This window comes from Desulfosediminicola ganghwensis (assembly GCF_005116675.2).
GTDB classification, from domain to species: Bacteria; Desulfobacterota; Desulfobulbia; order Desulfobulbales; family Desulfocapsaceae; genus Desulfopila; species Desulfopila ganghwensis.
The window spans coordinates 2,843,534-2,868,738 of the sequence record NZ_CP050699.1 but is presented as its reverse complement, the minus strand read 5'-3'; the positions used below and the strand labels follow the sequence as shown (position 1 = coordinate 2,868,738).

Sequence of the window (25,205 nt, the reverse complement as noted above, 5' to 3'; positions counted from 1 at the left end):
ACAGTTCTGGAATGGAGTGACAACAAAGTGGAACTTCCGCTTTTTTCACTTCTGAATATGAGCAGACAGCAACATGGCAACTCGGAGCCGAGAGTCCCATAGACAAGCACATATGCCTGCCCTTCCCAGCTCTCCCTTCTAATTCTCGCTCTAAGAGCGTAGTATAATTTAAGTAGATGTAAGAAAAACCGAAACAGCAGACGCATTCCCCCTTTTTGGAATTACCCTGGCAACAACTTGATATAACACATACTTTCGAATACACAGACTCGTTAACTGCTACAACCAAGTAAGGCTACTGCTCTCTTTCTGTTATTTTCTCCCCTTATAAATCGGGAGATTGAACGATTTCCCCTGCGATATTTTTATTTGCCACTCTAACCAATAAGGAGGAGTCATGGGAACCGCACACAAACTGACGAGTCTGACTATATTTATCCTCCTGCTCCTAATTGGAGCAGGAGCTCAGGCCAGCCCCAAAGAGGCAGATACAATTGACGAGTTGCTGGAAATGTTTGATGAAAGTAGCTGCATGGAATGTCACGAGGAAGTCCATGCCCAATGGAGTGATTCGTGGCATGCCAAATCTGTTGTTTCCTCACTGGGGGGAATCCACAATTTTATTGAGATCGGCCTCAAGAAAGAGTGGGAGACCCCACTCACCAAAGGACAGTTACTCAAATGTCTGGACTGCCACGCCCCAGTCATCAACTTTGCCAGCGAGAAGCTGGCAATTGAGATAGGTGAGATGATTGTCACCGCCTTCAAGGAAAAAGACAGCGCCGCCAGCAAAGCCGCCAAAGAGCAACTCGCCCGACTCAATGTCGGTTGCCTGGCCTGCCATAATATCAAAGCAACTGAAGTGGCACGCGGGTATAACGGCCCGGCAGAGCAAGGCATGATCTATGGTCCGAGAGGCGATGAAACCGACGGTGCACACGAGACCTTAAAATCTGACGATCTGGTGCAATCAGCATTCTGTATGCAGTGCCATGGGATCTATAAAGCATCAGATGGGGAAACAATTAACTGCAATACACTCTCTGGAAGTTACCAGAACAGTTATATCGCCAACGGCGGCAGTAAAACCTGTCAGGACTGCCACCTGGAGAAAGGCCATCTTTTTCCGGGAGGCCACGATATTGACACAGTTCGCCAGGGCATTGGTCTGGAGGTTGAGATAACCCCATATCAGCATCTCCCTGGCAAACTTGAAGGTGTTAAAGACGAAAAGCTCTGGGTCCCGTCAGCCGTGGTCACTGTTTTTATAGACAACAAAACAGGACACAGAGTTCCGGACGGCTGACTCTGGTCCGGCCAAGTGGTCCTGGAAGTGACCGCACGTAACCCACAAGCTCAATCTTCAGACCAGGAAATACTCTTCACCGCCAGCAAAACCTATTTTGAAATTGGTCGCGATATGCAAAGTCGTATGCGTTACGGGGCGTGGCAGATAAAAGATATAATCGATCTGACCTTACAGCCTATGCAAAAAGCCAGAGAGCAATTTCTTATGAACTTTGACACTGATGTGGAACAGGTCGAAATTACCACCACCGTTACCTATTTCATCAGCGGCAAGAGCAGCGAAATAGTTCATGAGCACAAAGAACTCATCAAATTCGAACTATACTGACGCGGATAAGTTCCCTGTAACACGAACGGAAAAACGCTCTATGCAGCAGCTTAAATATCTGCACTGGTTAAAACGTGGTAACAGGCCGAATGGTGTCTATTGAATATTGTCGTCAACAAACATCAATCGGCCTGTGATACATGAGTGGCGAGCTTTACCGGATTATCCTGAGTTATCCTGCTTCCGGTTGAATTCATCGGCTAACGTGCTCTTTTGCTTTTTTTTCACTCAGCCCTCAAGGCCTCAATGGGATTCAACCCTGCAGCATTGCGTGCAGGCAATATTCCTGCCAACAAGCCAATTACCGCTGCCAGGAGTTCGGCATAAACGGCATAAATCCAAGGTGTATGAGTGGGTAGTGCCGGTATGAAAAACTCAAGAAGCCAGGCTATCCCGGTTCCCATTATCAAGCCAGCCAGCCCCCCCAGCCCCGCCAATACCACCGCCTCTCCCAGAAAGATTAACAGGATCTGTTTACGCTCGGCACCGATGGCACGTAACAAACCTATTTCCGGGGTACGTTCATTTACTGCGATGGTCATAATGGTGACTATCCCTACCCCGCCCACCAGGAGCGAGATTGCACCGAGGCCGCCCACAGCAAGAGTGAGAATATCGAGTACAGAGCCAAGCACTTCAAGCATCTGCTCCTGGGTGGTGATCGTGAAATCTTCCGTACCGTGGCGGTTGATCAAAACCTTTTTGGCCTTTTCAGCGATGGTACTCGATTGCAAACCAGCCTTATACAGCAGATCTATCTCGACCAGGCTTTCCAGATTGAACATCGACATGGCCCGCTGGGTTGGGATATACACCGCATCATCAAGATCGAAGCCAAGCATCTGGCCTTTGGTCTCCATTACCCCGATTACCCGATAGCGTTCGCCTGCTATTCTGATCAGCTGCCCCAATGGATTCGTATCTTTAAAAATCTCTCGTTTTACTTTAGCCCCAAGCACCACAAAAGAGCGGGGAGCCCGATTATCATCGGCTGGTAAAAATCGCCCCTGTGCCACTGGTAACTGCCAGACCCTGGTCGCTGCCGGGCCTACCCCGTAAATAGTGGTGCGACGGCTGCGTTTACCAAATTTCACCGCGCCGTTCCCCTGGACGACAGAGACTGTATCAACCACTCCCGGTATCCTTGCCAACGCCTCTTCATCCTCCATGCTGAGCGGCCGAACATTGTTTATAACAGCACCGGAAGTACCGAGAGTTGTTGCCTTACCGGGGTTGATACCGATCAGGTTGGTGCCGAATTGGGTGAATTCGGCAAGAGTGAAACGATGTATGCCTTCACCGATGGAGGTGAGCAGCACTACCGAGGCTATACCCACCGCTATGCCCAAAATAGTGAGAAAGCTGCGCAGGCGCTGATCGAGCAATGAGGTAAGAGAAAGTTTGAGGATATCTCTCGGTTGCATGCTCACCTCCTTGAGAGCGCCAGCACCGGGTCGAGATGCGCCGCCCGCAACGCCGGCAGCACGCCGAATATAAGGCCGGTGGTAAAGGCCACAGCAACCGCTACAGCGATAGACCATGGTGGGATGGAGAGAGGAAACTGGGGCAGAATGTACTCAATCAGCCAGACAGCACCGGCGGCCACAATCAAACCGGCCACAGCGCCGATAAACGAGAGTATTGCCGCCTCAGCCAGAAAGAGGATGACGATCTCACTGTTCGGAGCGCCAATTGCTTTCAAGAGCCCAACTTCGGAGCGCCGCTGGCTGACGGCAATAAGCATCACATTCATAATCAAAATACCAGCCACCGCAATTGAGATAGCCCCGATGCCGGTGACGGTCAGGGTAAGAGCCGTAAAAATTCGATCAAAAGTCGCCAGCACCGCATCCTGGGTGATGACCGTGACATCATCCTCCCCATCGTGACGCTCTTTCATGATTCTGACAATGGTGTCCCTGGCCCGGCCGATCGCTTCCCGGTCATTTGCCTCCACCATAATGCGAAACAGAGAGGTGGTATCAAAGAGAGCCTGGGCCGAGGCAACCGGGATCATCACCACATTGCCAAGATCAATACCTAACGATTCCCCCTGTTCTGCCAATACCCCGATAACCCTGAAACGATTATCACCAATGCGAATACGTTCACCCACTGCAGGTTTGTTGCCGAACAATTCTTTTTTGGTGCTGTCACCGAGAACACAGACAGGTGCTGCACGATTAGCCTCAGCCTCCGGCAAAAAACGGCCACGGCCCATCTCGAGCTGGCGGATAAAAAAGAGCTGAGAGGTAGAGCCGAGTATGGGGGTATCACGCTGAAGCCCGCTGTAGGAGACAGGCGCGGAACCGAAAACCACCGGCGCCACATAACGGATATTGGCAGAACGGGTCAGCGCCATGGCATCATCCACCGTGAGATCGCGTGGCGTGACCCCAAGCAGCGGAGGCGGCCCGCCAACGGTCTCGGAGCGGCCGGGCAGTACGATGACCAGGTTTGTCCCCAGAGAAGAAAACTGGTCGAGCACATACTGCTTTGCCCCGTCTCCCAGGGTTGAGAGCACTACCACCGAACTGACGCCAATAGCCATGGCCAGCAGCATAAGCAGGGTTCTGGTCGGATACCCGGAAGCAGCCCGGAATGCAAAACGTATGATATCGTAGAGGTGCACCCTTTACCGTACCTCGTTCGGTTAACCCGTGGGAGAAGAGTTGTCGGTCTCTATCTGACCATCCACCATATGAATTTGCCTTCTGGCCCGTCGGCCCAGTTCCGGATCATGGGTGACCATCAGGAGTGTGATATTCTGACTGTTCAGCTCTTCGAGGATATTGATCACCTCCCCTCCGGAGACTCGATCGAGATTACCGGTGGGCTCATCCGCCAGCAGGATATGCGGCTGCATGATAGTGGCACGGGCAATGGCCACTCGCTGTCGCTGGCCACCGGAGAGCTGATCCGGCCTATGGCCGGCTCTATCGGCAAGCCCGAAAGCTTCCACCGATCTCTCCATACGCTTCTTTCGCTCCCGTGTATCCAGGCCGGCCAGCATCATGGGCAACTCGATATTTTCAGCTGCCGTCATCCTCGGCACCAGATGGAAAAACTGGAAAATAAAACCGATCTTATGCCGTCGCAATTCCGCCTGCCGGCTGTCATCCAGGGCCGTCATATCCTGGCCTTCCAGGCTGTATACACCACTGTCGGGCCGGTCCAGCAGGCCGATCATATTGAGCATGGTTGATTTACCAGAACCGGACGGCCCCATTATCGCCACATACTCGCCAGTTTCGATGGTCAGGTCCACATTACGCAGAGCGTGCACCTTTTCATCCCCCACGGTGAACACCTTGCTGATGTTTTCAAGCTGAATCATGGCCCGGTCACCCCCATCACTTTTTCACCACCGTAACCGACACACCATCCTGCAACCCTGGTTTGTCTATATTGACGACGATGAACTCATCCTCGCCAAGGCCGGAAGTCACTTCTGTCTGGGCCCAGTTGGCAAGCCCTGTGGTGACCACCCTCTCATTCACAATGTCCCCGGCAGGCTGGTATACAAAAACTTTCCTGTCGCCATTGGTCTCAATCACGGCCTCGGTGGGGATTTTCAGGGTATTGTCACTGATGGCAAGAATAATCTCCACATCGGCACTATAACCGGCCAGCAAATCGTCAAAATCACTTTCCTTCAGAAAAGCTGCTTCTATCTCCACGGTTCTCGCCTGTTTTTCCAGGTCAAGCACATAAGGAGATATGCGCCGCACTTTACCGGCAAAACTCCTGCCCCGAAAAGCATCCAGGCCGATACGCACCTCCATACCAACCCGCACGCCAGCCGCATCAACCTCATCAATAGGAGCCGAAACAAAATAACAGTCGTTTTCTATCAGGTCCACGGCCGGTGGCGTCTGCACCCCCACCGGAGATGGCGTGACGTATTCATTCAGCTCACCCTCGATCTGGGCAACAACCCCGCCAAATGGGGCTATGAGGCGGGTACGGGAAAGGTTGACCCTGGCGACTTCAACACTGGCCTTGCTGCGAAGCACAGTTGCTTTGGCTGCGTTACACTGGGCCTCAAGTGATTTGGCGAGTGTTACCGCCCGGTCGGCTTCTTCTTCAGAACCAACCTTTCTGCTGAAGAGCTGCTCTTCCCTGTTGGCCTGTCTTCTCGCTTCGCCTGCTGAGAAACAGGTAGCATTGGCATTGGCCTGAGCAACCTCCACCTCGCGGCCGGCGAGGGCCAGTTGTGCCTTGAGATCTTCATTCCAAATCTCCAGCAGGAGTTCACCGGCCTTGACCTGATCTCCTTCCCTGATGGGTAGCAAAGCGATCTGCCCCCCAATGGAAGGCGATAGTTTCGCCCTGCGGCACGCCTTGACCGTACCGGCCCTTGTGTTAGCCACAGTCTTTGCGACCAATCCGCGCTCAACCGGCGCGACCAGTATCTCAATAGGCTTGGGCCGTGTCTTGTACCAGATTCCACCAGCCACAAGCGTAAGCAAAACAAGAAGTATCAGCCATTTTATTCTGGTGCGCATAATATTCAGACGACCTCTGAAAAGCTTGATGTTCTCTGCTATACCCTTCCCTCAACCCTGCCCTGCAACCAACAGTTAACTATCTGTTTTAGCGTATAAGGAATATGATATCAAGAAAATGACTACTCTACTACCTCCCTGCTTTCATGGCCATTCCTGTGATATTCAGGTATTGGAAAATACTGTTACCGGCCAATTATCTTTGAATTCCCATACGATTTTGATTACTACTTCGCTCTTCACCTTTTAATGATATCATCTACCAGGCAGATGGTGACACCTCTGCTTTATGTGATTTCCCATATTTTCAGCTGCATGAAACAGCAAAGGTTAGATAGCGTGAAAACCCTGCCGGAAAACCAGATCCATCTTGAATTGATTGAACTTACCAAAAAGCTTATCAGGATTCCTTCCACCTCCTCACGAAGAGATGACATTCATCAGTGTGCAGATTTCATCTCCCAGTGGTTGAAGGCCAACAATATCGACTTTGATCGACACAGCATCAATGATGTGCCTTCCATATCTGTTTTGCCTCAACCAGGGAATGCGCCGCTGTTGGTGATGAGCCACTTTGATGTTGTGGAGGTGAAAAACACAGAACTGTTTGAACCATGGATAGAAAATGGCTGCCTTTTTGGCAGGGGCTCAATTGATGACAAATATGCCGTAGCCCTCTCCCTGATACTCTTCAGAGAACATTTGAATGTGATCAAAAGCGGGGGCGGCAACCAACAGGATATGCAATTTGGTCTTTTGCTCTCTGGTGATGAGGAAACCGGCGGCGCCAATGGCGTTGGCGCACTCATAGACAGTATCAGCACAGATTTCTGCATTGCTATCGACGGCGGTGGCCCGGAACTTATCGTCGACAAAGAAAAGGGTATACTCCAGCTCAAAATAACCGCAACGGGTAAAGCCTCACACGGAGCACGGCCATGGCTTGGAGAGAACGCCTTTGACAATCTGGTACAGGATTACAGGGAATTACAAACTATCTTTTTCGAACAGGCCAAGGACGAGCCCAGCGATCACTGGTATAAAACCATGGTGTTGTCCAATCTCACTGTGGGTAACGGCTCCATCAATGTGGTGCCGGACCGGGCCGAAGCGCTTCTCGACATACGTTACACAGAACATGATGACCCGGATGCCATTCTTGCCAGCATAGAAAGATCTATCAAATCCAAGGTTGAAATACTCGCCAAAGAACCAGTGTTTGCCACAGGTCCTTCTTCCAATATAGATCTCCTGGTACGCAACTTCGACAACGCCATTGTCGGCTTCGAACATGGTGCCTCAGATGCGCGCTATCTATCACAACGCGGCATCCCCGGCGTGATAGTGGGCGCGGAAGGGAATACCTCACAGCACACGGAAAATGAACACATCGTCCTGTCGAGTCTCTACCAACTCTATGACCGCCTTGATACTTTCTTTCATGAATTTGATAAAGAAGTAAAGTAATTCTCAAATCTTGCCATCGCCCATTCCCTCAGTTAAGAAGGCAGGACAATGATAGGTTTAGCTATCATTGTCCTGCCTTCTTGTACCCATTGTTTTCCTGTTTGCCATAATTAATTTGTCAAGCATGGAACGAGGTAGACAACATCGGCAACATTAAGTTCCTGTTGAAACCTACCCTATCCGCAATCGAAGATAATGAGTTTAAGTAAGTCGGTAAGAAATGATCGACGATAATCTAAACCACCCCGTCTGACTTAAGGAGGACGTTATGAGCATGAGAGGCGAAATAATTTCAAGAGAGTACCAGAGCATGAAGTGGATCCAGGACGTTGATGGTAAGGAGTATGCCTGCTACCACAAGGATCTGGAAAAATTTGACCCCAAAGCCGGTTTGAGTGAAGAACAAAAAAATCAATGCATGGATACCAGCCTGGTCCTTGGTGACAGTTGGTAGTCACTGGCCAGTTTACATAAACAAATCCCCGGATGCCAAGAGGTATCCGGGGTTTTTTGTTGCCAGCCCACCATGCCTGACAAATATCCCCACCAGTAGCCGGTCATCTTGCCCAGATTTCGTTCTGATCAGTTTCAGGTTGTGATACAATCCTGATAACCCAAACACCGCGCAAGAGTTAATCCCCCCCTGCACCTCCGGAAATTCTGCATTAGGGTAGAGGATGTGCGAATGCAATACCTGAACAATCACCGTTACAGCTAACATGTACCTCAGATAAGAGCCATGCCAACCTACGAGATTGCTGGTCGACAAATCCTGATTCTTGCGATTCTGGTGCTCTATGTTGGCACATTTCTCACCAAACACTTCCCATTTCTTCGTCGAAACAACATCCCCGAATCTGTCACTGGCGGCATTATCTGCAGTGTCATTATCACCATCTTAGCCCTTTATGAAGTGGTAGAGCTTGATTTCAATCTCGATCTGCGAAACCTGCTGCTGCTCATCTTCTTTTCTACCATCGGCCTCAACGCCAAACTGAAATTCCTGCTGCGGGGCGGTCTCGCTTTACTGATCCTTACCATCTCCTGCGGCATATTCCTTGTTTTCCAGAATGGAATCGGGGTGGTGGTGGCAAAAAGCCTGGGATATAATCCGGTGTTCGGCCTTTTCGGGGGCTCAATAGCTCTTGCCGGTGGCCACGGGACAGCTGTAGCCTGGGGCGACATCATGGCGAGCACCGGTGTACGGGGAGTCTCCGAATTCGGCATCGCCTGCGCCACCTTTGGGTTGATTCTAGGAGGACTGTTCGGCGGCCCACTTGCCGGTCTGCTCATCCTGAGACATAACCTTCAACCGAGCCAGGCCGATCTTGAAGAGGCTGCTGCCATTCAAACCGACGAAACCGGCAAACCGCACCACAGGGTAACCATCGACGACATTATCTTCACCATTTTCTGCCTGGCCCTCTGCCTGGGTGTCGGTGATGCCGTAAACCGCTATCTCTTCGAATACAATATCCGCCTGCCGGGTTTTCTCACTGCGATGATGGTGGGAGTGCTCCTGACCAACCTCGCCGATACCACTAAAATCGACCTGAACCATGAGGGAATCGACCTCATCGGCGGAGTATGCCTACAACTCTTTCTTGCCATGAGCCTGATGAGTATGGATCTGCTTTCTCTGGCGGATTCATTCATCCTCCTCTTCACCACTATGATTTTTCAGGCGATGTTCGCCATGTTATTTGGCTTTTTCATTGTCTTCAGGATGATGGGCAGCGATTACGATGCGGCAATGATTGTCGGTGGTTTTTTTGGCATGGGCCTCGGGGCAACTCCTGTTGCCATAGCGAACATGGATGCAGTCGCAAAAAAACACGGGCCGTCGGTGCGGGCTTTACTCATAGTTCCACTCGTCGGAGCGTTTTTCATCGATATTGTCAACGCTTTCACTATTCAGGCCTTTCTGCGACTACCCGTTTTCTTTTAGTCAGCGCCTCAATGCGGAGCACTGGACGGGGAAAGACAGAGCGTACAAAAGGAACTTTATTATGAAGAGACAGCTCTCTTTTCATGACAGGCTAGATGGTGCCATCTATGGCATGTTCATTGGTGATGCCCTGGCCATGCCGGTGCACTGGTATTATGACACCGAGGCCCTCTGTAGGGATTATGGTCAGGTTCATGACTATCTCGCACCTAAAAATCCGCATCCGGATTCTATCCTCTGGAGATCTTCATACACTCCCCCGAATTCCAAAGCGGATATTCTCCATGACCAGGCACAATATTGGGGTCGGCGCGGCATTCATTACCACCAGTTTTTAGATGCTGGAGAAAACACCCTGAACCTGAAATTAGCACACGAGTTGTTTGATTTTCTACAGCAGGAACCTGAATATTCCGCTGAAAAATGGCTGAATCGGCTGATTGATTTCCTTATCACTCCAGGCACGCATAATGATACCTATGTTGAGGAGTACCTCCGTCACTTCTTTATCAACTATGGGCATGGTGTCCACCCTCTTGCCTGCGGCAGAACCGACGAACACCATATTGGCGGCCTGTCGCAGATGCTGCCTGTTCTACTCCACTATGCCGACGAACCTGAAAGAGCCTGCCCTGCCGCCCTCGATCATCTCAAACTTACCCATCGTGGCTCGATTATGGAGACCGGTGCCGAAATTACTGCAAACATTCTCATCAGTACCCTGAAGGGCGAGCCGTTGCCCGAGGCGATTCATCGCTCCTGCAGTAAATCGGCTTCAGGTATCGCCCGTCATAATTACAAACATTTACTCGATTTTCCTGATGATACCGTAATCAGACGTCACTTCTCCTCCGCCTGCTATATGGATCAGTCCCTGCCGGCAACGATTTATCTGGCGCTAAAATATAGTGAAGATCCAGAACAGGGACTTATTGCCAACACCATGGCTGGTGGAGATAATGTGGGGAGAGGAACGGTACTCGGAGCATTCCTTGGAGCAGCAAAAGGTATGGAGGGATTTCCAGAGCGCTGGATCTCCGGCCTGAAGACCAAACCAACACTATCACATCACTGAAATCGAATTGTTCGGAGAATACAGAACCAGCAGAGAGGATCGCATAGATGGAGTACGACGTTATCATCGTAGGCGCAGGCCTGGCAGGACTCGCCTGTGCCAGGGCCGTACACCGGAGGAAAAAATCATTTATTTTACTTGAAGCTGAAGAACAACCCGGCGGCAGGGTTCGCACTGACAGGGAGCAGGGGTTTCTACTGGACCGCGGTTTCCAGGTGTTGCAAACCGCTTACCCGGAAGCGCAAAAGACCCTTGACTACCAGCGACTCGATCTCCGCTCCTATCCGTCCGGGATAGTAATCAGGGCCAACGACAGGTTTCATACCATCGCCGATCCACGCCGTCATCCGAGCCAGTTGCTGGCCACAGCAACTTCCCCAATCGGCAGCGTCAGAGACAGATATCTGGTACTTAAACTGGCCATTGCTGTTCGCGGGGTCACACTGCCGGATATTTTTCAGGAAGAGGAGCAACCCACCATCGATTTTCTTGAGCAATGGGGGTTCTCACACCAATTCATCCAACAGTTTTTCCAACCTTTTTTTGCAGGCGCATGCCTCGATCCGGAAATCCGGGCCTCCAGCCGGGTGTTGAAATATATCATGCGTATGTTCGCAGCAGGCGATGTGGCGGTTCCCGCCAAAGGAATGGGCCAGATAGCCGCCCAGTTGGCAGCTGAGCTGCCCCAGGAAAACATCCGCTACGTCAGTCGGGTGACAAGTATCACGAATGGATCGGTCACCTTGCAATACGGCACAACCCTGCACGCAAGAATGATCGTACTGGCGACTCCTTTGCCAATGGTCAAAGAGTTACTCAAAACCGTTTCTGAACCAGCAGAACCAGCGCCTCAGGCTCGTTCGCCCCTTGGCGAAACCTGCCTGTACTTTAACGCAGGAGAATGGCGCCCGCCTTCCAAAATCCCTTTTCTCATACTGAACGGTGAGGGCCAGGGCCCGGTCAACAACCTCGCCTTCCCCAGTCTCATTGCACCGGACTATGCCCCCAACAACGAAACTCTGGTTGCAGTGGTCAGCCTGAGAAATGAAACTTCACCAGAACTCGAAAACCAGATCAGAGAGCAACTCGCAAGTTGGTTTGGCACAGAGGTTAACCACTGGCAACTTCTGCGGACAATGCATATTCCCTATGGTCTGCCAAACCAGGAACCACCAACTGCCAACCCGTACCAGCTGCCACTCAGCTACGATACCAGAATACGCATCTGCGGCGAATATAGGAGTCTGCCCTCTATCCAGTGGGCATTACTTTCCGGCAGAAAGACAGGTGAGATAATTTGCGACGAATTATAGTTCATTGCCAGCCATAAATACAAACGGCCCTGCCCCTCTTGTCGAGAGGAGCAGGGCCGATTCGTGTCAGTCAGTCTGAATCAGTTCTCTACTTCCTGGTACCAAAAACCAGCTTGCCGCCAATGTGACCGGCAATACCGGTGGCACCAAGCATGATCGCTGCGATGCCAAAATATATCAGCCTGTATGGTGAATCTGCGGAAGCCACATCCGGCATCAAAAAGCGCCAGAGCACAAGCCCTGTCAACGACAATGTCACTGTGGTTGAGGCAAATATCTTGATCAGAAAAATGATAGTCTTGGCACCGTTATAGCGGTTCTTCCACTCCAGGTAGCCTGTTGTGAGCACCAGCGGCATGGTTAGCAGCACGAAGACCATATTGTAGAATGCCGCCACCTCAAAGACCTGCAAGCCGAGAAACATGGCAATGGCCAGAAATATCACCGCCACAGGCAGGATACCGTTCGGCATGTGTACCGAAATGGGGTGGAGGTGGAGTTTCAACGCAACCCGCACCAAAAACGAAGGTTTTTGCGCTTTAGCAGGTTGAGCCGCCGGCGGCGCCACCTTTGGCTTTTCTCCGCCTTCAATCTCATTGCCTTCCGCATCGACTTCCACAAACTTGTCCGGGCCTGCCTTGCAGATAGGGCACTCATCAGGCGGTGCGTCACCTTCGTGGATATAGTTACAGACGAGACACTTCCAGCGTCGTGTCGCAGTACCCTCTTCCACCACTTCTTCGAATTTATCAGCCTTGGCTTTACACAGGGGGCATTCTTCCGGTGGGGTATCTCCTTCGTGAATATAGCCGCACACCGTACATTTCCACTTCTTCATCACCCTTCTCCTATATCCTTTAACACGTTCCAGAATAGCAATTATGATTATTTCGGACCTGGGACCTTCTTTGCCTAGTCTACATTCAGTTGTAAGGAATTCCGAGCCTTATTTCAAACCACGAACGACCACCCTGCAGGACAACTGCAGACCTGATGAAGCCAAGAACGCAGAAATACAACACCTTGGGATTCAATCACTATCTGCCAATGATCGTTGAAAAATCAGCCTTCAGCACCAATGGCCGCCCGGTGTGGCCCAGCTCATTATTTTCGATCAGGACCACACCAGGTTGAATACCGAAAAACTCCATCAGACGTGTCTCTACCCATTCGCTACCGAAACCGTTACTGCCGATATAAGAGTCAAAGGTATCTCCAGAATCATTTGCGACTTATCATTTTAGACCTCATCCTCCCCGGTGATTACGCCATCCTCAATGCGGATAGTGCGCTGGGCAAGCTGTGCATAGGCAGGATCGTGAGTAACCATGACCACGGTCAACCCCTCTCTATTCAGCTCTTTAAGCAACGTCATAATCTGTTCACCTGTGGTCTTATCCAGGCTACCGGTCGGTTCATCGGCAAAAAGAACCCGGGAATCCTTGACCAGTGCCCTGGCTATTGCAACCCGCTGCTGCTCACCACCTGAGAGGTTACCGGGGAGTCGCTCTGCTTTATCAAGTAGCCCCACCCGCGCCAGACACTCCCTGGCCTTGGCGACCGTCTTCTTATCCACCGGCTTCATCGACTGCATGAAGGGTAGTAGAACATTTTCAAGTACGGTCAAATACGGCAGCAGATGATGAAACTGAAAAATGACTGAGAAATCAGACTGACGCAGACTATTTAACTGAGCTTCCGAAACCTCGGAGAGGTTATCTGCCCGGTAACGCAACTCACCCTCATCGGATCGAACCAGGGTGGAGAGCACATTGAGCAGTGTGGTCTTACCCGAACCGGAACGACCGACGATGGAGACGAATTCACCCTCTTCAATGGCCACCGAGACGTTCTTCAGCACCGGTACCGCATTGCCGTCTGACACGAAACTTTTTGAAACATTCTTTGCGTATAACATTTCCATAACCTCCTACAGGGCAACAAGCGCGGTTGAAGGCTCCACAGAAGCCCCTTTGGCTGCCGGGTAAATTGCGGCGATGACTGTAATCATTGCAAAGGCTGTGATCGCCAGCAGCAAATGACTTACCGAGAATACCGGTGTGCCTCCCTCGGCTATCGCCAGTAACTGGAGTACCTTGAAGCTTGCCGCAAATCCCCCCAGATAGCCTACGGCTCCGGCCATGGCCCCGATCAGGCCTGCCTCCAGGCAGAAGATGGTAAAGATCTGCGATTTGCCGTAACCGAGCGAGCGCAGTATGCCGATATCTTTTTTGCGCTCATTGACAGCAGACATCATGGACAGACCGACCATGGCTGTAGCTGTAATCAGGATCACAAGACTGATGGAAAGGGCCAGATTCTGGACAAAATGGACAGAGGCCATGCGCTGATCGACCACATGCTGCAGCGCCTTGATTTCTGTATCTGGCAAAGCTACCCGCAACTCATCGACAATCTCTTCGATCGGGCAGCCGGCACAAAGAGCCGCCACCTCAATAAAGCTTGTTGCGTTTGGAGTCTCAAGCAAAGCCTGCAAAGCACCAAGCTCCATAAAAAGAACGGTATCATCATCTGTTCCGGTCTCGTAGAGCACCCCGCTTACCTTGAAATCACTCCCCAATATGTTTACCGAGTCACCGTTGTTCAGGTTGAGCATTGCAGCTACCCGGCTCCCCAACAGGATTTCATTGGAAACTGCTTGTTCGAGGGAATCGCCGGCAATCTCAGGAAAGCTGCCGGAGGTGGCCCAGTAACTTTTCAAAGCACGCTCCTGTTGCCACTGCACCCCAACAAGGGCAACCGCGACATCTTGAACTTTGGCCATAGTCACCAGCTTGGGCGCCACCACACTGATGCGGTCATTCATGTGGATACCGCGAATAGCCGCTACAGTCTCCTCCTCCGGCAGATTCTGGATATCAAAGAGCATATCGCCCATGTGAAACCCGCCGTAGCTGACGCTGAGCTTCTCCGTAGCCGGCGAAACAATAACGTTTGCACCATAGGCGATCAGCTTCTTTTCAAGGCTCACACCAACCACACGGGATACCTGATACAGCGCAACGATGGACATAACTCCAAGGGTGAATACCAGAAATAGCAACAGGGCCTTCGATGGCCTTCTGCGAAGATTGCGAAAGGGAATAGTCAGGATATTCATGGTTCCCCCTTAAAAGAATCGTGCGCCAGGTAACAGATCGGCAACCTTGATTACCAGATCTTTACCCTTCACCGCGTGATTCAGGGGAGCAGGATTACAGCCCCCCTGCTCATGGTTTATACGGCTGCTGTGAAAGCGCATTCCACAATTATTGCAAACCATGAAATCGCCGTCCTGGCTGTACCCCTTCTTCGCCGGGTAGCAAACATCGCAGGCATCGAAAGCCGCGTGCATCACCCCGTCAGGGCTTTTCATTACGAAAAACTTAATCTCAGTTTTGTCATGTTCGTATGAAAAATGGTGGGCTTTGCCGTCGCTGACTTCGGCAAGTGACAGGATTACTTCCCCACCCACTGCGGTCACCTTACCACTGCCGCCAAAGACGTTAAAAAATGCGTGACTGCTGAAGGCCAGTAACAGACAGGCAATCACGATAGCTCCGGTAAAAATTATAGAACGTGTTTTCTGCATTATTTCCTCTCTTTTTCATCTGCCCCGTAAAAATTACCATCAGGGCAGAGATGTCGTATATCAGCCGCCACCTGCAAGCATAATGGCGCTACAATATTTCACGAAAATTCAGCGTATTATCAGCCGAAAAAAGAGAAAATGCATCAAATCAGAAAGACGCAGTTTTTGGTGTAGATACGAGGGGGGGAATGAGTCCGGGCCGGATAAGATGGCAACTCAATGGGTACTGGAGAGAGATCGGCAACGCTGTAGGCCATTTCGACAAAATCAACTTGAGCAAAGTCGATGTCGGAACCTGTCTGCCCACCTGTTGTCGCCAGGTGCACCGTAGAGACACCTGGCTCCTTTTGTTTGGCGCAAATCTCTGCATAGTCGCAATCTGCAACTGCTATGGTGCCGGCATGACCGTGGAGGGCCACATCCTGATTGGCAGCGTGCCGAACCTGTCCATCATTATCAGACAGGTGGCTGGACGAATGACCATGATCTCCATGGCTTGCGACATGCTGAGGGGCTGCATGCAATCCAGCCTCACCACTACAACAGGCAGGCTGAATGGTAACATTCTCCTTAACCTGGCAACACAAGCAATCTGTTGCGCAAAGCCCCGGTAACGCCTGGGAAATACCCATGAAACCGAGGACGATAATAAGGATCTGTATTATGCAGTGAGATAAAAATTTATTCATGTTTTTTCCGGTCAAATGTCACCCGAAAATACTACATCGTGATATCTGTAGTCAAGGATTACCGGAGACAATCTCACTGCCGAAAACCCCGGACAGATCTCAAACAGTCATCTGGTTACCAGCTGTTTTATCAAACTTTATGACATGCAACCTGGTTACCCCCCAAGTTGCTCATCGATCTTGTCGATTTCTTCCTGGGCGGTCTCCCAACGGCTGTACCAGCGTTCAAGCCTACGCTTGCATTCTTCATATTTTTCACTGGTCTCAGACCAGGCCTTCTCGTCGGAATAGAGGTCGGGGTCAGCCATCAGCGCTTCAAGCTCATCTTTTTCCTCTTCGAGCTGTTCGACTTTTTCTTCCGCCTCGGCAACCTCTTTCAGGTAACTACCTGCCAGTTTGCTACGCTTCTGGCGTTTTTCCGCCTCAAGCTTTTTGCGCTCTTTGCGGCTTATCCCTGAATCAGCCTCATCGTCCGCTTTTTTCTGCTGTTCGGCTTTTGGCAACTCCCTGCTCTTTTCCTGTTCTGCAAGCTCCTCCATCTTACGCAGATATTCGGCCACATTGCCCTCGTGGAGGTTCACCTGGCCATCTTTGACCTCCAGTACCTTATTGGCAAAGCTGTCGACAAAATAGCGGTTATGGGAAACCACGACAATGGTGCCGTCATACTGGGCCATCGCCTCCTGCAGAATCTCCTGGGAACTCATATCCAGATGGTTGGTAGGCTCATCAAGCAACATCAGGTTGGCCGGGGTGGCAATCATCTTGGCCAGCGCCAGCCGGCTCTTTTCACCACCTGAGAGCACCGCCACCTTCTTTTCAACCTCTTCCCCGCGAAAGAGAAAAGCACCGAGCAAAGAGCGCATACGGGTTATCGTCATCTCCTCCCCGGAGAGCGCCATGGTGTCGAGCGCCGAGAGTTGCGGAGAAAGTTCCTGCGCCTGATGCTGGCCAAAATAGCTCAACTTCACATTGGCACCCAGCCGCACCTCTCCCGCATCTCGCTCAAGCTGATCTGCCAGAATCCTCAGCAGGGTAGACTTACCCGCACCGTTTACGCCGACTACGGCAACCTTATCACCCCGATGCAACTGTATATTTGCGTCGGTAAAAACCTGTTTATCCTGGTAGCTTTTAGAGAGATTCTCAACCTGCAGCACATCTCTGCCGGATGGTGGCGCAGGAGGAAATGAAAAGTTGATCTGCAACTCATCATCGCCCAGCTCGATCAGGTCCATCTTCTCCAACTGCTTGAGCTTACTCTGGGCCTGCCTGGCCTTGCTCGATTTGGCACGAAACCGCTCGACGAAACGCATGGTCTGCTTGATCTTGGCCTGCTGGTTATCGTAGGCAGCCTTTTCTATCCTGTATCGCTCTTCTTTTTCAGTTACATAAAAACTGTAATTGCCTTTATAGTTGGTAATCCGGCCAAAGCTGATCTCCCAGGTGGCAGTGGTAGCTTTATCGAGAAAGGTGCGATCATGGGAAACCACGACCATTGCCCCTTTATAGTTACGCAGAAAATCCTCTACCCAGGTAAGCGACTCGAGATCGAGATGGTTAGTCGGCTCATCTAAAAGCAATAGCGACGGAGCCTCAAGCAGCATTTTGGCAAGCTTTAAACGCATCAACCAGCCACCGGAAAAGGAAGAGGCCGGTTTGTCCATATCTTCCTGCCTGAAACCAAGCCCGAGCAGCACCTTTTCGATTTTAGCCTTCATGGTATAGATGTCGCTACCATCAAGCTGGTGCTGAATATCGCCCTGCCGCGTCAGGATCTGCTCAAACTCTTCTGAAGAGGGTTCTGCATGGCCCAGCTTTTCGTTGAGAATTTCAAGCTCGCTCTGCAACTCCAGCAACGAATCAAAAGCGGACTGCGCCTCCTCATAAAGGCTCTTGCCACTCAGCAACGCATCGGATTCCTGGGGGAGATAGCCCACGGTAAAATTCTTCGAACAGTTCACCACACCATCATCGGTGGCCGAAACGCCTCCCATGACTTTCAGCAGGGTAGACTTACCGGCACCGTTTACGCCAACCAGGCCTATGCGGTTTCCCTCATGGACCTGGACGGATATATCCTTAAAAAGATGTTTTTCTCCATAACGGATATCCAGATGATTAACTGACAACATATTCTATGCTTCCCCGCTCTCTCGATTTCTCCGGGATAATTGTATACCGGCCGCCGAATCCCAAAGCTTTCAGCCGCCGTACATTACTTTTCTTCATTCCCACCAGGGCAGACATATCCCTGTGAGAGATGTGTATATATAAATGCTTGCCGTCAGCCAGAAAAGCCAGCCTGTGTCGCACTTTTTTCAACCAATTGCGGGATGCCACCAACTCACCGAAAGATGGATGATACGGCCCCGCAACCACCTGCCGGCCTAGCGACTCGGAAGGCTGCAAGCCAATTCTTGCAACGGTTATTCCCGCTGAATCAAACAGCTCTTTGGCCCTTCTGGTAAGCGCCACCGCCTTATTCAAACTGAGCGGCTGATATTCTCCCCGCCCAAACATTTGTGCCAGGCCTGAGTTTTCGACCACCACCGTCGGATAGAGCCTCACCAGCTCGGGTGCGAAAGAAATAACTTCACGCACACCACGCAAAAAAGAGCGGGTTGTCTCACCGGGCAAGCCCGGCAACAACTGTACACCCACTTCCAGCCCTGCATCCCGCAGGATTTGCATAGCTGTAATACTATCCTGGGCGCTATGCCCCCGGCGCGCACTCTTCAGTACCATATCGTCGAGCGACTGTACACCCAGTTCGACGGTTTTTACGCCACTATGGGCGAGCCAGGTTGCAATATCCGGTGAAATACAATCGGGCCGGGTAGAAAGCCGGATAGAGTGTACCCGCCCTGCCTGCAGATATGGCTGTACTGCTGTGAGCAGCCGGTGCTGTTCTTCATGGTCCAGGCAGGTGAAAGATCCTCCATAGTACGCTACCTGCACCTCATCATAGCCGGGGCTGCGTCCAAGCCAGGTCTCTATCACCGTGATGGGATCATCCCCATCTTCGGGCTGGTTCCCCGGGGTTCCGTCCTCCCTGTTGCCCGCCCCGTTGCCGGTTATTGCAAACTGATTACAAAACAGGCATTGATGCGGGCAGCCTTGATGGGAGATGAACAGTGGGATTACCAGCCCCATGGTTTGCTACTCCTCATCCTGGAGCTTTTCCAGAGCCGTAGCAGCTGCACGCTGCTCCGCTTCTTTTTTGGAGCGGGCTTCACCGCAACCGAGAACCTGATCACGAAAAAGCACTGAGATGGTGAAAAGTTTCTGGTGGGAAGGACCGACTTCCTTATCAAGCCTATAGGTGGGACCTTCATTATGTTTCTCCTGGAGGACCTCCTGAAGACGGCTCTTGGAGTCGGCGATAAGCATTTCTTCTTTTTTGCTCTCGATGGTGGGTACAAACAATCGGGTGACTATCTCGTCTACAGTTTCATAGCCTGCATCTTCAAAAACAGCCCCCATCACCGCCTCGAAAGCACATGAAAGAATTGATGATTTATTGCGTCCATTGGAGGCATCCTCCCCCTTGCCAAGCAGCAGGAACCGCCCCAGATCGATCTGCCGCGCCATGGTGGCCAGATGACTTTCGTTCACTAATGCTGCCCGAAGTCTGGTCAGCTCCCCCTCTCTCATGCTAGGATAGAGTTTAAAGAGGATATGGCCGACAACCAGATCCAGCACCGCATCACCCAGAAACTCAAGGGTCTCGTTGTTGTTACCGGCCTGCGCATGCTCAAAAGCATACGAAGAATGAACCAGCGCTTTCTGCAGCAAACGCAGATCGGTAAACCGATATTCCATTATTTTTTCGAACTCACTGAGCGATTCCTTATTTTCTTTGACCAGTGAGTCAATTTTCATTTCCATGCTGATAAAATACCTCTTGTCAAAATCAAAAACTGTGGTATAAAGTGCCTCACAATTCAGGCGGCGTAGCCAAGTGGCTAAGGCAGTGGTCTGCAAAACCATTATTCAGCGGTTCGACTCCGCTCGCCGCCTCCAGAATTTCTAAAGGGGTTACAGATACAATCTGTAACCCCTTTTTCGTTTCCGGCAATTGGGACAATCTGCTTACAGACCTTTCCCAAGCTCATTTTCAAGAGCGAAAACGGGCGTGGACTACTTGATACATGATAATACCTATCCGGTCAAGGTGAATAGGAATCTGGTATGCTTTGTAATTAGCTGCTCCATTCCGGCAATCATCAGCCAAGACTGCGCGACCGGGAACCCGTCGTTTTCAAATCATGCGGTAAGTTACGGCATACATACCCTTTCTGAAAAGCACCTTCAAAAAAATCTTGTCAAAATAAATTACCGTGGTATAAAGATGCCTCACAATTTGGGCGGCGTAGCCAAGTGGCTAAGGCAGTGGTCTGCAAAACCATTATTCAGCGGTTCGACTCCGCTCGCCGCCTCCAGAATTTGAAAAGGGATTACAGACAATGGTCTGTAATCCCTTTTTTTATTCTCCATCAGCCCTCACTGCCGGCCTGGCCATTCAGCGGAGCCCCAAGAGGCCCAGCGCCTTATCTTTTCCTGCCCCTCGCTCTCCTATCCCATAGACCAGCCCCACCACACTATTCATTACTATTTTTTTTGATACGGGTTCCCTGTTGTATGTTTGAAGAACAAAAACTATTATTAAATAATGATGGTTACAACCATGTGGCAGGTACCCGGGAAAATCTGACCAGAAGAACTCCACCGAAAGGATCGAAACTATGAAACGATTCAAGAACATCCTTTATGTACTTGATCAAAAGAGCCTGGCTAAAGGTGCCAGTGCCGGAAAAGTCGCTGCGCTTGCCCGCCTGAACGACGCACGGGTTACCGCGTTGCTGCTGGATGATGTCGGCCACTACGATATACTCAGTAAAAAACTGACCGGCAAATATGAGAAAGTTCAAGAAATGATTAAAGAGGATCATGCTAAAAATCTTAACCAGTATTTTAGCAGCGAACTATGGGACAATATCAACGTTGAACTCGATCTTTCACCCACCAGTGGATTCATACCTGTCATTCAAAAAGTTCTACGTGATAAACACGATCTGGTGATCAAAGAGGACTCGCGAAAAAAAGGGATCGACCAATTCACCATGCGACTGGTGCGAAAATGCCCTTGCCCCGTATGGGTAATCAAACAGTCTGCCGGGGATTTCAAACGAATTTTAGCAGCCGTGGACCTGGAAGCCAACTACCCTGAAACCGAGGCTTTGAATCAGAAAATCATAGAACTCACTCACTCTCTTGCCCAGCGGGAACAGGGGGAAGCTCACTACGTGAATTGCTGGCGACTCGAATTTGAATCGTGGTTGAGTAGTCCCCGTTTCAAGCTTTCCCCTGAAGAAATTATCTCCATGAAAAGTGACATCTCCACCGAACGTCGGGAGCAACTTCTGCAACTCCTCCAAAAGAACACAATACATTGCAAGGAAGATCAGATTCATATACTGGAAGGGCTTTTTCTCGATGTTATCAAAAATGCCATTTCCAACCTCAGGATAGACCTTGTCGTGATGGGCTCGGTGGGCCGCTCCGGCATACCAGGTTTTCTGATCGGCAACAGAGCGGAAAAATTGCTCAACTCTATCACTTGCAGTGCTCTGACTGTCAAACCTGACGGCTTTGTCTCACCTGTGACGCTCGACTGAAGCGATGAAACTCGTGAAAAAGCGGGAAGACCGCTTCCTCTGGGGACTCAAACAGATCATTCACCTGTCCTTGAAAATGCTGAGTGCCCTGATGATCATAGTCATCATTTTCGGGGTCATAGATGTGGCCTGGACCATATACGAGCGATTCACCGCCGAACCCAGGTTTATCCTGACGATGGGTGATATCCTGATCACCTTTGGGGCATTCATGGTGGTGTTGATTGCCATCGAAATATTTCAGAACATAATTCTCTATCTGCGTGATGATGTAATTCACGTCAAAATCGTTCTGGCAACCGCGCTGATGGCCATTGCCAGAAAAGTAATCATCCTTGATTATGATGAGTTGGAACCGATGTATATTTTCGCCACCGGACTGGTCCTGGTTGCTACCGGTCTCACCTATTTCTTTGTCCACAAACTCCCCGGCGAGACGCAGGAGGAACCCGGGGAAGAAAGAGTGGATCAATAGATATTCTCTGACACCAGGGGAACCATCACGCAGGTCCTGCAAACCTGAATGGGAAGAGCTCCGCTCCCCTAAACACTCAAATCAGAATCCGCCTCGGCGTCCGGGAGAGTTACCAGCCAACCGGACCCACTATTCAAGCTCCTGATTCCCCCCCTATCACCTCTCCCCTGACTCATCAACAAAATCTCACTCAACCGGAATCCCCCAAATCTCTTCCGAATACTGTCGAATCGTGCGATCCGTAGAGAATTTCCCCATGCCGGCCACATTGAGGATGGCCATCCGGGTCCAGTTATCGGCATCTATAAATGCTGCACCAACCTTCCGCTGGCATTCCAGATACGATTCGAGATCAAGCATCAAAAGATACTGGTCATTGGGATCAAGCAGGCTATCGACCAGCGGTTTGAATAATTGCTTATCACCTTTACTGAAAGCTCCTTTAGCGATGCTGTCGATCACCTCAGTTATTTCAGGGCTATTCTCACAAACCTGCTTGGGGGTGCGACTTGGAGCCAGTCGTTCAAACTCAGCCTGTTCAGCGGTCATGCCAAAAAGGAAAAAGTTTTCTTCACCTACTTCTTCACGAATCTCGATATTGGCCCCATCCAGGGTGCCGATGGTGAGCGCCCCGTTCAGTGAGAATTTCATATTTCCTGTCCCTGAGGCCTCGGTTCCAGCCGTGGATATCTGCTCAGAGAGATCAGCAGCCGGCATGATTATCTCTGCCTGGGAAACGTTATAATTGGGCAGGAACACGACTTTCAGTCGACCATTCACCCGTGGGTCATTATTGACAACCTCACCGATCTCACAAATCAACTTGATGATCAACTTGGCCCGCCAATAGGTAGGCGCTGCCTTGCCGGCAAAAACCACCGTTCTTGGCGCTATCCCCTCGTCACCTTGTTTCAATATGTGGTGATAGAGGTGTATCAGATGCAGGCCGTTCAACAACTGGCGTTTATATTCATGGATTCGTTTGACCTGCACATCAAACATCGAGTCAGGTGACACAGAAATACCGGTATGTTCGTTGATATACTTTGCCAGCCTTCGCTTGTTCGCTGTCTTGATCTCACGCCAGGTCTGCCTAAAGCCGGCGTTATCGGCAAGAGGTTCGAGGTTCCGAAGCTGGTCGAGATCAGTTATCCAGCCAAAGCCGATATTGGTTGAGATAAGATCCGCCAGCTCCGGATTCGACTGAAGCAGCCAGCGCCTCGGGGTAATTCCATTTGTCTTTGAGTTAAACTTACCGGGATAAAGCTCATGAAACTCTTTAAATATCCTGGTCTTTAAGAGATTAGTGTGTAACTCCGCCACTCCGTTGACCGAATGGGAGCCTACTATGGCCAGATGAGCCATGCGAATCTGTTTGGGCGGGCCCTCGTCAATTATTGAAAAATGACGCTGCATCTCAACATTTTTGGGGAATTTCTGGGCCACCTGCTCCAGGAAGCGTAGGTTAATCTCGTAGATAATCTCCAGATGTCGCGGCAGCACCTTACCTAGCAATTCCACCGTCCATTTTTCGAGTGCTTCCGGCATCAGGGTATGATTGGTGTAGGCAAATGTCTTGGTGCTGATGTCCCAGGCCTTCTCCCAGCCAAGCCCTTCTTCATCAAGCAGCAGCCGCATCAGCTCCGGGATCGCAATGGCAGGATGGGTGTCATTCAGCTGAACAGCAACCCTGTCAGGAAACATATCAAAACTTTTCGGCTTCTTCTTGAAGCGTCGCATGATGTCCTGGAAAGTTGCGGCAACAAAAAAGTACTGCTGCTTCAGACGCAGCTCCTGCCCCGCCAGGTTGTGATCGGGTGGGTAGAGCACTTTTGAGATTGTCTCGGAGCTCACCTTCGACTCCACCGCCCCGATGTAATCGCCCCTTCCGAAATAGCTCAGGTCAAGCTCCCGGGAGGCGCGGGCAGTCCACAGCCGCATATTTATTACATGGTCATTCTTGTAACCGGGGATGAGCATGTCGCACGGCAACGCCATCACATCAGTGGTATCCACCCATTTGGCCCGATAATTTCCCTGCTTATCCGCCTCGCTGGTGACATGACCATAAAACTTTACCGGGAAAATCGGCATCGGCCTATCAAAGGTCCATGAGCTGCCGTAGCGCAGCCAACTGTCAGGCATCTCGACCTGGTTGCCATTTACAAGCTGCTGGTTGAAGAGCCCATACTCATACCGGATGCCATAACCATAGGCTGGAATTTTCAGGGTAGCGATTGAGTCCATAAAACAGGCTGCCAACCTCCCCAGGCCACCGTTGCCGAGAGCTGCATCCTCTTCGTTTTCACAAATCTCAGTAAGATCATAACCAAGATCGGCCACGGCCTGTTTCACATCTTCGACAATACCGAGGTTAATAACGGAATTCATCAGGGAACGTCCAATCAGAAACTCCAGCGAAAGGTAATAGACCCGTTTTTTTCTCTTGGCATAGAATGTCTTCTGGGTTTCTATCCATTTTTCTACCAGGATATCCCGCATAGTATACGAGAGCGCCCTGCAAATGTCAGGAGCACCCGACCGTTCCGGGTCGCGTCCCTGAAAACTAAGCAGATGATGTATTATATTTTCTTTAATGGCGCTGGCATTGGTGTCAAAATGGGGTACAGAACTGCGAGAATCGCTTCCTTTGGATTTTGATACAACCTTCTGATGCACTTTCATGGTTGACTCCTCAACTGGTTGCACGTTTTATGACGGCGCTTCATGTTGTAATGCCCCTTTACGTTACCCATATCTTTCTTCTCCACTCTGCCATTTTTAGGCAAGACCTGTCCAGCCCTCAAGTGTGTTAGGCACT

At 50.7% G+C, this 25,205-nt stretch carries 21 protein-coding genes and 2 tRNA genes; 10 read left to right on the top strand and 13 right to left on the bottom strand.

What is annotated here, in order from left to right; genetic code table 11:
• Positions 1-397: 397 nt before the first annotated feature.
• Complete coding sequence (gene extKL / locus FCL45_RS12225; protein WP_248595812.1) at positions 398-1,636, top strand: multiheme c-type cytochrome (seleno)protein ExtKL; 1,239 nt, start codon at positions 398-400, stop codon at positions 1,634-1,636.
• A 224-nt stretch (positions 1,637-1,860) separates the two neighbouring features.
• Here the strand turns inward: extKL and FCL45_RS12215 are convergent, their stop codons facing one another.
• From FCL45_RS12215 to FCL45_RS12200, 4 genes are read right to left on the bottom strand one after another with little or no spacing between them, the layout of a single operon-like run.
• Positions 1,861-3,060 (bottom strand): ABC transporter permease, encoded by a 1,200-nt coding sequence (locus tag FCL45_RS12215; RefSeq protein WP_136796501.1) that lies wholly within the window; start codon positions 3,058-3,060, stop codon positions 1,861-1,863.
• A gap of 2 nt (positions 3,061-3,062) precedes the next feature.
• Positions 3,063-4,268, bottom strand: coding sequence for an ABC transporter permease (locus FCL45_RS12210; RefSeq protein WP_228721316.1), 1,206 nt, complete (start codon positions 4,266-4,268; stop codon positions 3,063-3,065).
• Positions 4,269-4,289: 21 nt separating this feature from the next.
• Positions 4,290-4,973: an ABC transporter ATP-binding protein gene (locus FCL45_RS12205; protein ID WP_136796500.1), complete on the bottom strand. Its 684-nt coding sequence runs from the start codon at positions 4,971-4,973 to the stop codon at positions 4,290-4,292.
• Positions 4,974-4,989: 16 nt separating this feature from the next.
• Complete coding sequence (locus FCL45_RS12200; protein ID WP_136796499.1) at positions 4,990-6,144, bottom strand: efflux RND transporter periplasmic adaptor subunit; 1,155 nt, start codon at positions 6,142-6,144, stop codon at positions 4,990-4,992.
• Positions 6,145-6,483: 339 nt separating this feature from the next.
• On the opposite strand from FCL45_RS12200, the gene FCL45_RS12195 reads away from it, so the two are divergent.
• The 5 genes from FCL45_RS12195 (at position 6,484) to FCL45_RS12175 (ending at position 11,947) form a co-directional block, all read left to right on the top strand.
• A complete protein-coding gene (locus FCL45_RS12195; RefSeq protein WP_167495711.1) occupies positions 6,484-7,611 on the top strand; it encodes a M20 family metallopeptidase in 1,128 nt (375 codons plus the stop codon).
• 268 nt (positions 7,612-7,879) lie between these two features.
• Positions 7,880-8,065 (top strand): hypothetical protein, encoded by a 186-nt coding sequence (locus FCL45_RS12190; RefSeq protein WP_136796497.1) that lies wholly within the window; start codon positions 7,880-7,882, stop codon positions 8,063-8,065.
• Between the two features lie 285 nt (positions 8,066-8,350).
• A complete protein-coding gene (gltS, locus tag FCL45_RS12185) occupies positions 8,351-9,559 on the top strand; it encodes a sodium/glutamate symporter (RefSeq protein WP_136796496.1) in 1,209 nt (402 codons plus the stop codon).
• A gap of 61 nt (positions 9,560-9,620) precedes the next feature.
• Positions 9,621-10,634 (top strand): ADP-ribosylglycohydrolase family protein, encoded by a 1,014-nt coding sequence (locus tag FCL45_RS12180; protein ID WP_136796495.1) that lies wholly within the window; start codon positions 9,621-9,623, stop codon positions 10,632-10,634.
• Between the two features lie 47 nt (positions 10,635-10,681).
• A complete protein-coding gene (locus FCL45_RS12175; protein ID WP_136796494.1) occupies positions 10,682-11,947 on the top strand; it encodes an NAD(P)/FAD-dependent oxidoreductase in 1,266 nt (421 codons plus the stop codon).
• Between the two features lie 88 nt (positions 11,948-12,035).
• Here FCL45_RS12175 and FCL45_RS12170 read toward each other — a convergent pair whose 3' ends face one another.
• From FCL45_RS12170 to rnc, 8 genes are all read right to left on the bottom strand, one after another.
• Positions 12,036-12,785 (bottom strand): rubredoxin-like domain-containing protein, encoded by a 750-nt coding sequence (locus tag FCL45_RS12170; RefSeq protein ID WP_275942928.1) that lies wholly within the window; start codon positions 12,783-12,785, stop codon positions 12,036-12,038.
• Positions 12,786-13,187: 402 nt separating this feature from the next.
• Positions 13,188-13,865: an ABC transporter ATP-binding protein gene (locus tag FCL45_RS12165; RefSeq protein ID WP_136796589.1), complete on the bottom strand. Its 678-nt coding sequence runs from the start codon at positions 13,863-13,865 to the stop codon at positions 13,188-13,190.
• Between the two features lie 12 nt (positions 13,866-13,877).
• Positions 13,878-15,068: an ABC transporter permease gene (locus tag FCL45_RS12160; protein WP_136796493.1), complete on the bottom strand. Its 1,191-nt coding sequence runs from the start codon at positions 15,066-15,068 to the stop codon at positions 13,878-13,880.
• 9 nt (positions 15,069-15,077) lie between these two features.
• On the bottom strand, positions 15,078-15,539 hold the full coding sequence (locus FCL45_RS12155; RefSeq protein WP_136796492.1) for a DUF2318 domain-containing protein: 462 nt from the start codon (positions 15,537-15,539) through the stop codon (positions 15,078-15,080).
• A gap of 143 nt (positions 15,540-15,682) precedes the next feature.
• On the bottom strand, positions 15,683-16,228 hold the full coding sequence (locus FCL45_RS12150; RefSeq protein ID WP_136796491.1) for a hypothetical protein: 546 nt from the start codon (positions 16,226-16,228) through the stop codon (positions 15,683-15,685).
• A gap of 155 nt (positions 16,229-16,383) precedes the next feature.
• Positions 16,384-18,363, bottom strand: coding sequence for an ABC-F family ATP-binding cassette domain-containing protein (locus tag FCL45_RS12145; RefSeq protein ID WP_136796490.1), 1,980 nt, complete (start codon positions 18,361-18,363; stop codon positions 16,384-16,386).
• Positions 18,350-19,384, bottom strand: a complete 1,035-nt coding sequence (locus FCL45_RS12140; protein WP_136796489.1) for an elongator complex protein 3 — start codon at positions 19,382-19,384, stop codon at positions 18,350-18,352. The genes FCL45_RS12145 and FCL45_RS12140 overlap by 14 nt, the downstream gene beginning before the upstream one ends.
• Before the next feature lie 6 nt (positions 19,385-19,390).
• A complete protein-coding gene (rnc, locus tag FCL45_RS12135) occupies positions 19,391-20,119 on the bottom strand; it encodes a ribonuclease III (RefSeq protein WP_136796488.1) in 729 nt (242 codons plus the stop codon).
• A 59-nt stretch (positions 20,120-20,178) separates the two neighbouring features.
• Between rnc and FCL45_RS12130 the strand changes: the two genes are divergently transcribed.
• From FCL45_RS12130 to FCL45_RS12115, 4 genes are all read left to right on the top strand, one after another.
• Positions 20,179-20,254 (top strand) — tRNA-Cys (locus tag FCL45_RS12130).
• 343 nt (positions 20,255-20,597) lie between these two features.
• Positions 20,598-20,673: transfer RNA gene (locus tag FCL45_RS12125), tRNA-Cys, on the top strand.
• A gap of 303 nt (positions 20,674-20,976) precedes the next feature.
• Positions 20,977-21,909: a universal stress protein gene (locus FCL45_RS12120; protein WP_136796487.1), complete on the top strand. Its 933-nt coding sequence runs from the start codon at positions 20,977-20,979 to the stop codon at positions 21,907-21,909.
• Positions 21,910-21,913: 4 nt separating this feature from the next.
• On the top strand, positions 21,914-22,384 hold the full coding sequence (locus FCL45_RS12115; protein WP_136796486.1) for a phosphate-starvation-inducible PsiE family protein: 471 nt from the start codon (positions 21,914-21,916) through the stop codon (positions 22,382-22,384).
• A 186-nt stretch (positions 22,385-22,570) separates the two neighbouring features.
• Here the strand turns inward: FCL45_RS12115 and FCL45_RS12110 are convergent, their stop codons facing one another.
• Positions 22,571-25,069 carry a glycogen/starch/alpha-glucan phosphorylase gene (locus tag FCL45_RS12110; protein ID WP_136796485.1) on the bottom strand — a complete coding sequence of 833 codons (2,499 nt, stop codon included), beginning with the start codon at positions 25,067-25,069 and terminating at the stop codon, positions 22,571-22,573.
• Between the last annotated feature and the right edge of the window lie 136 nt (positions 25,070-25,205).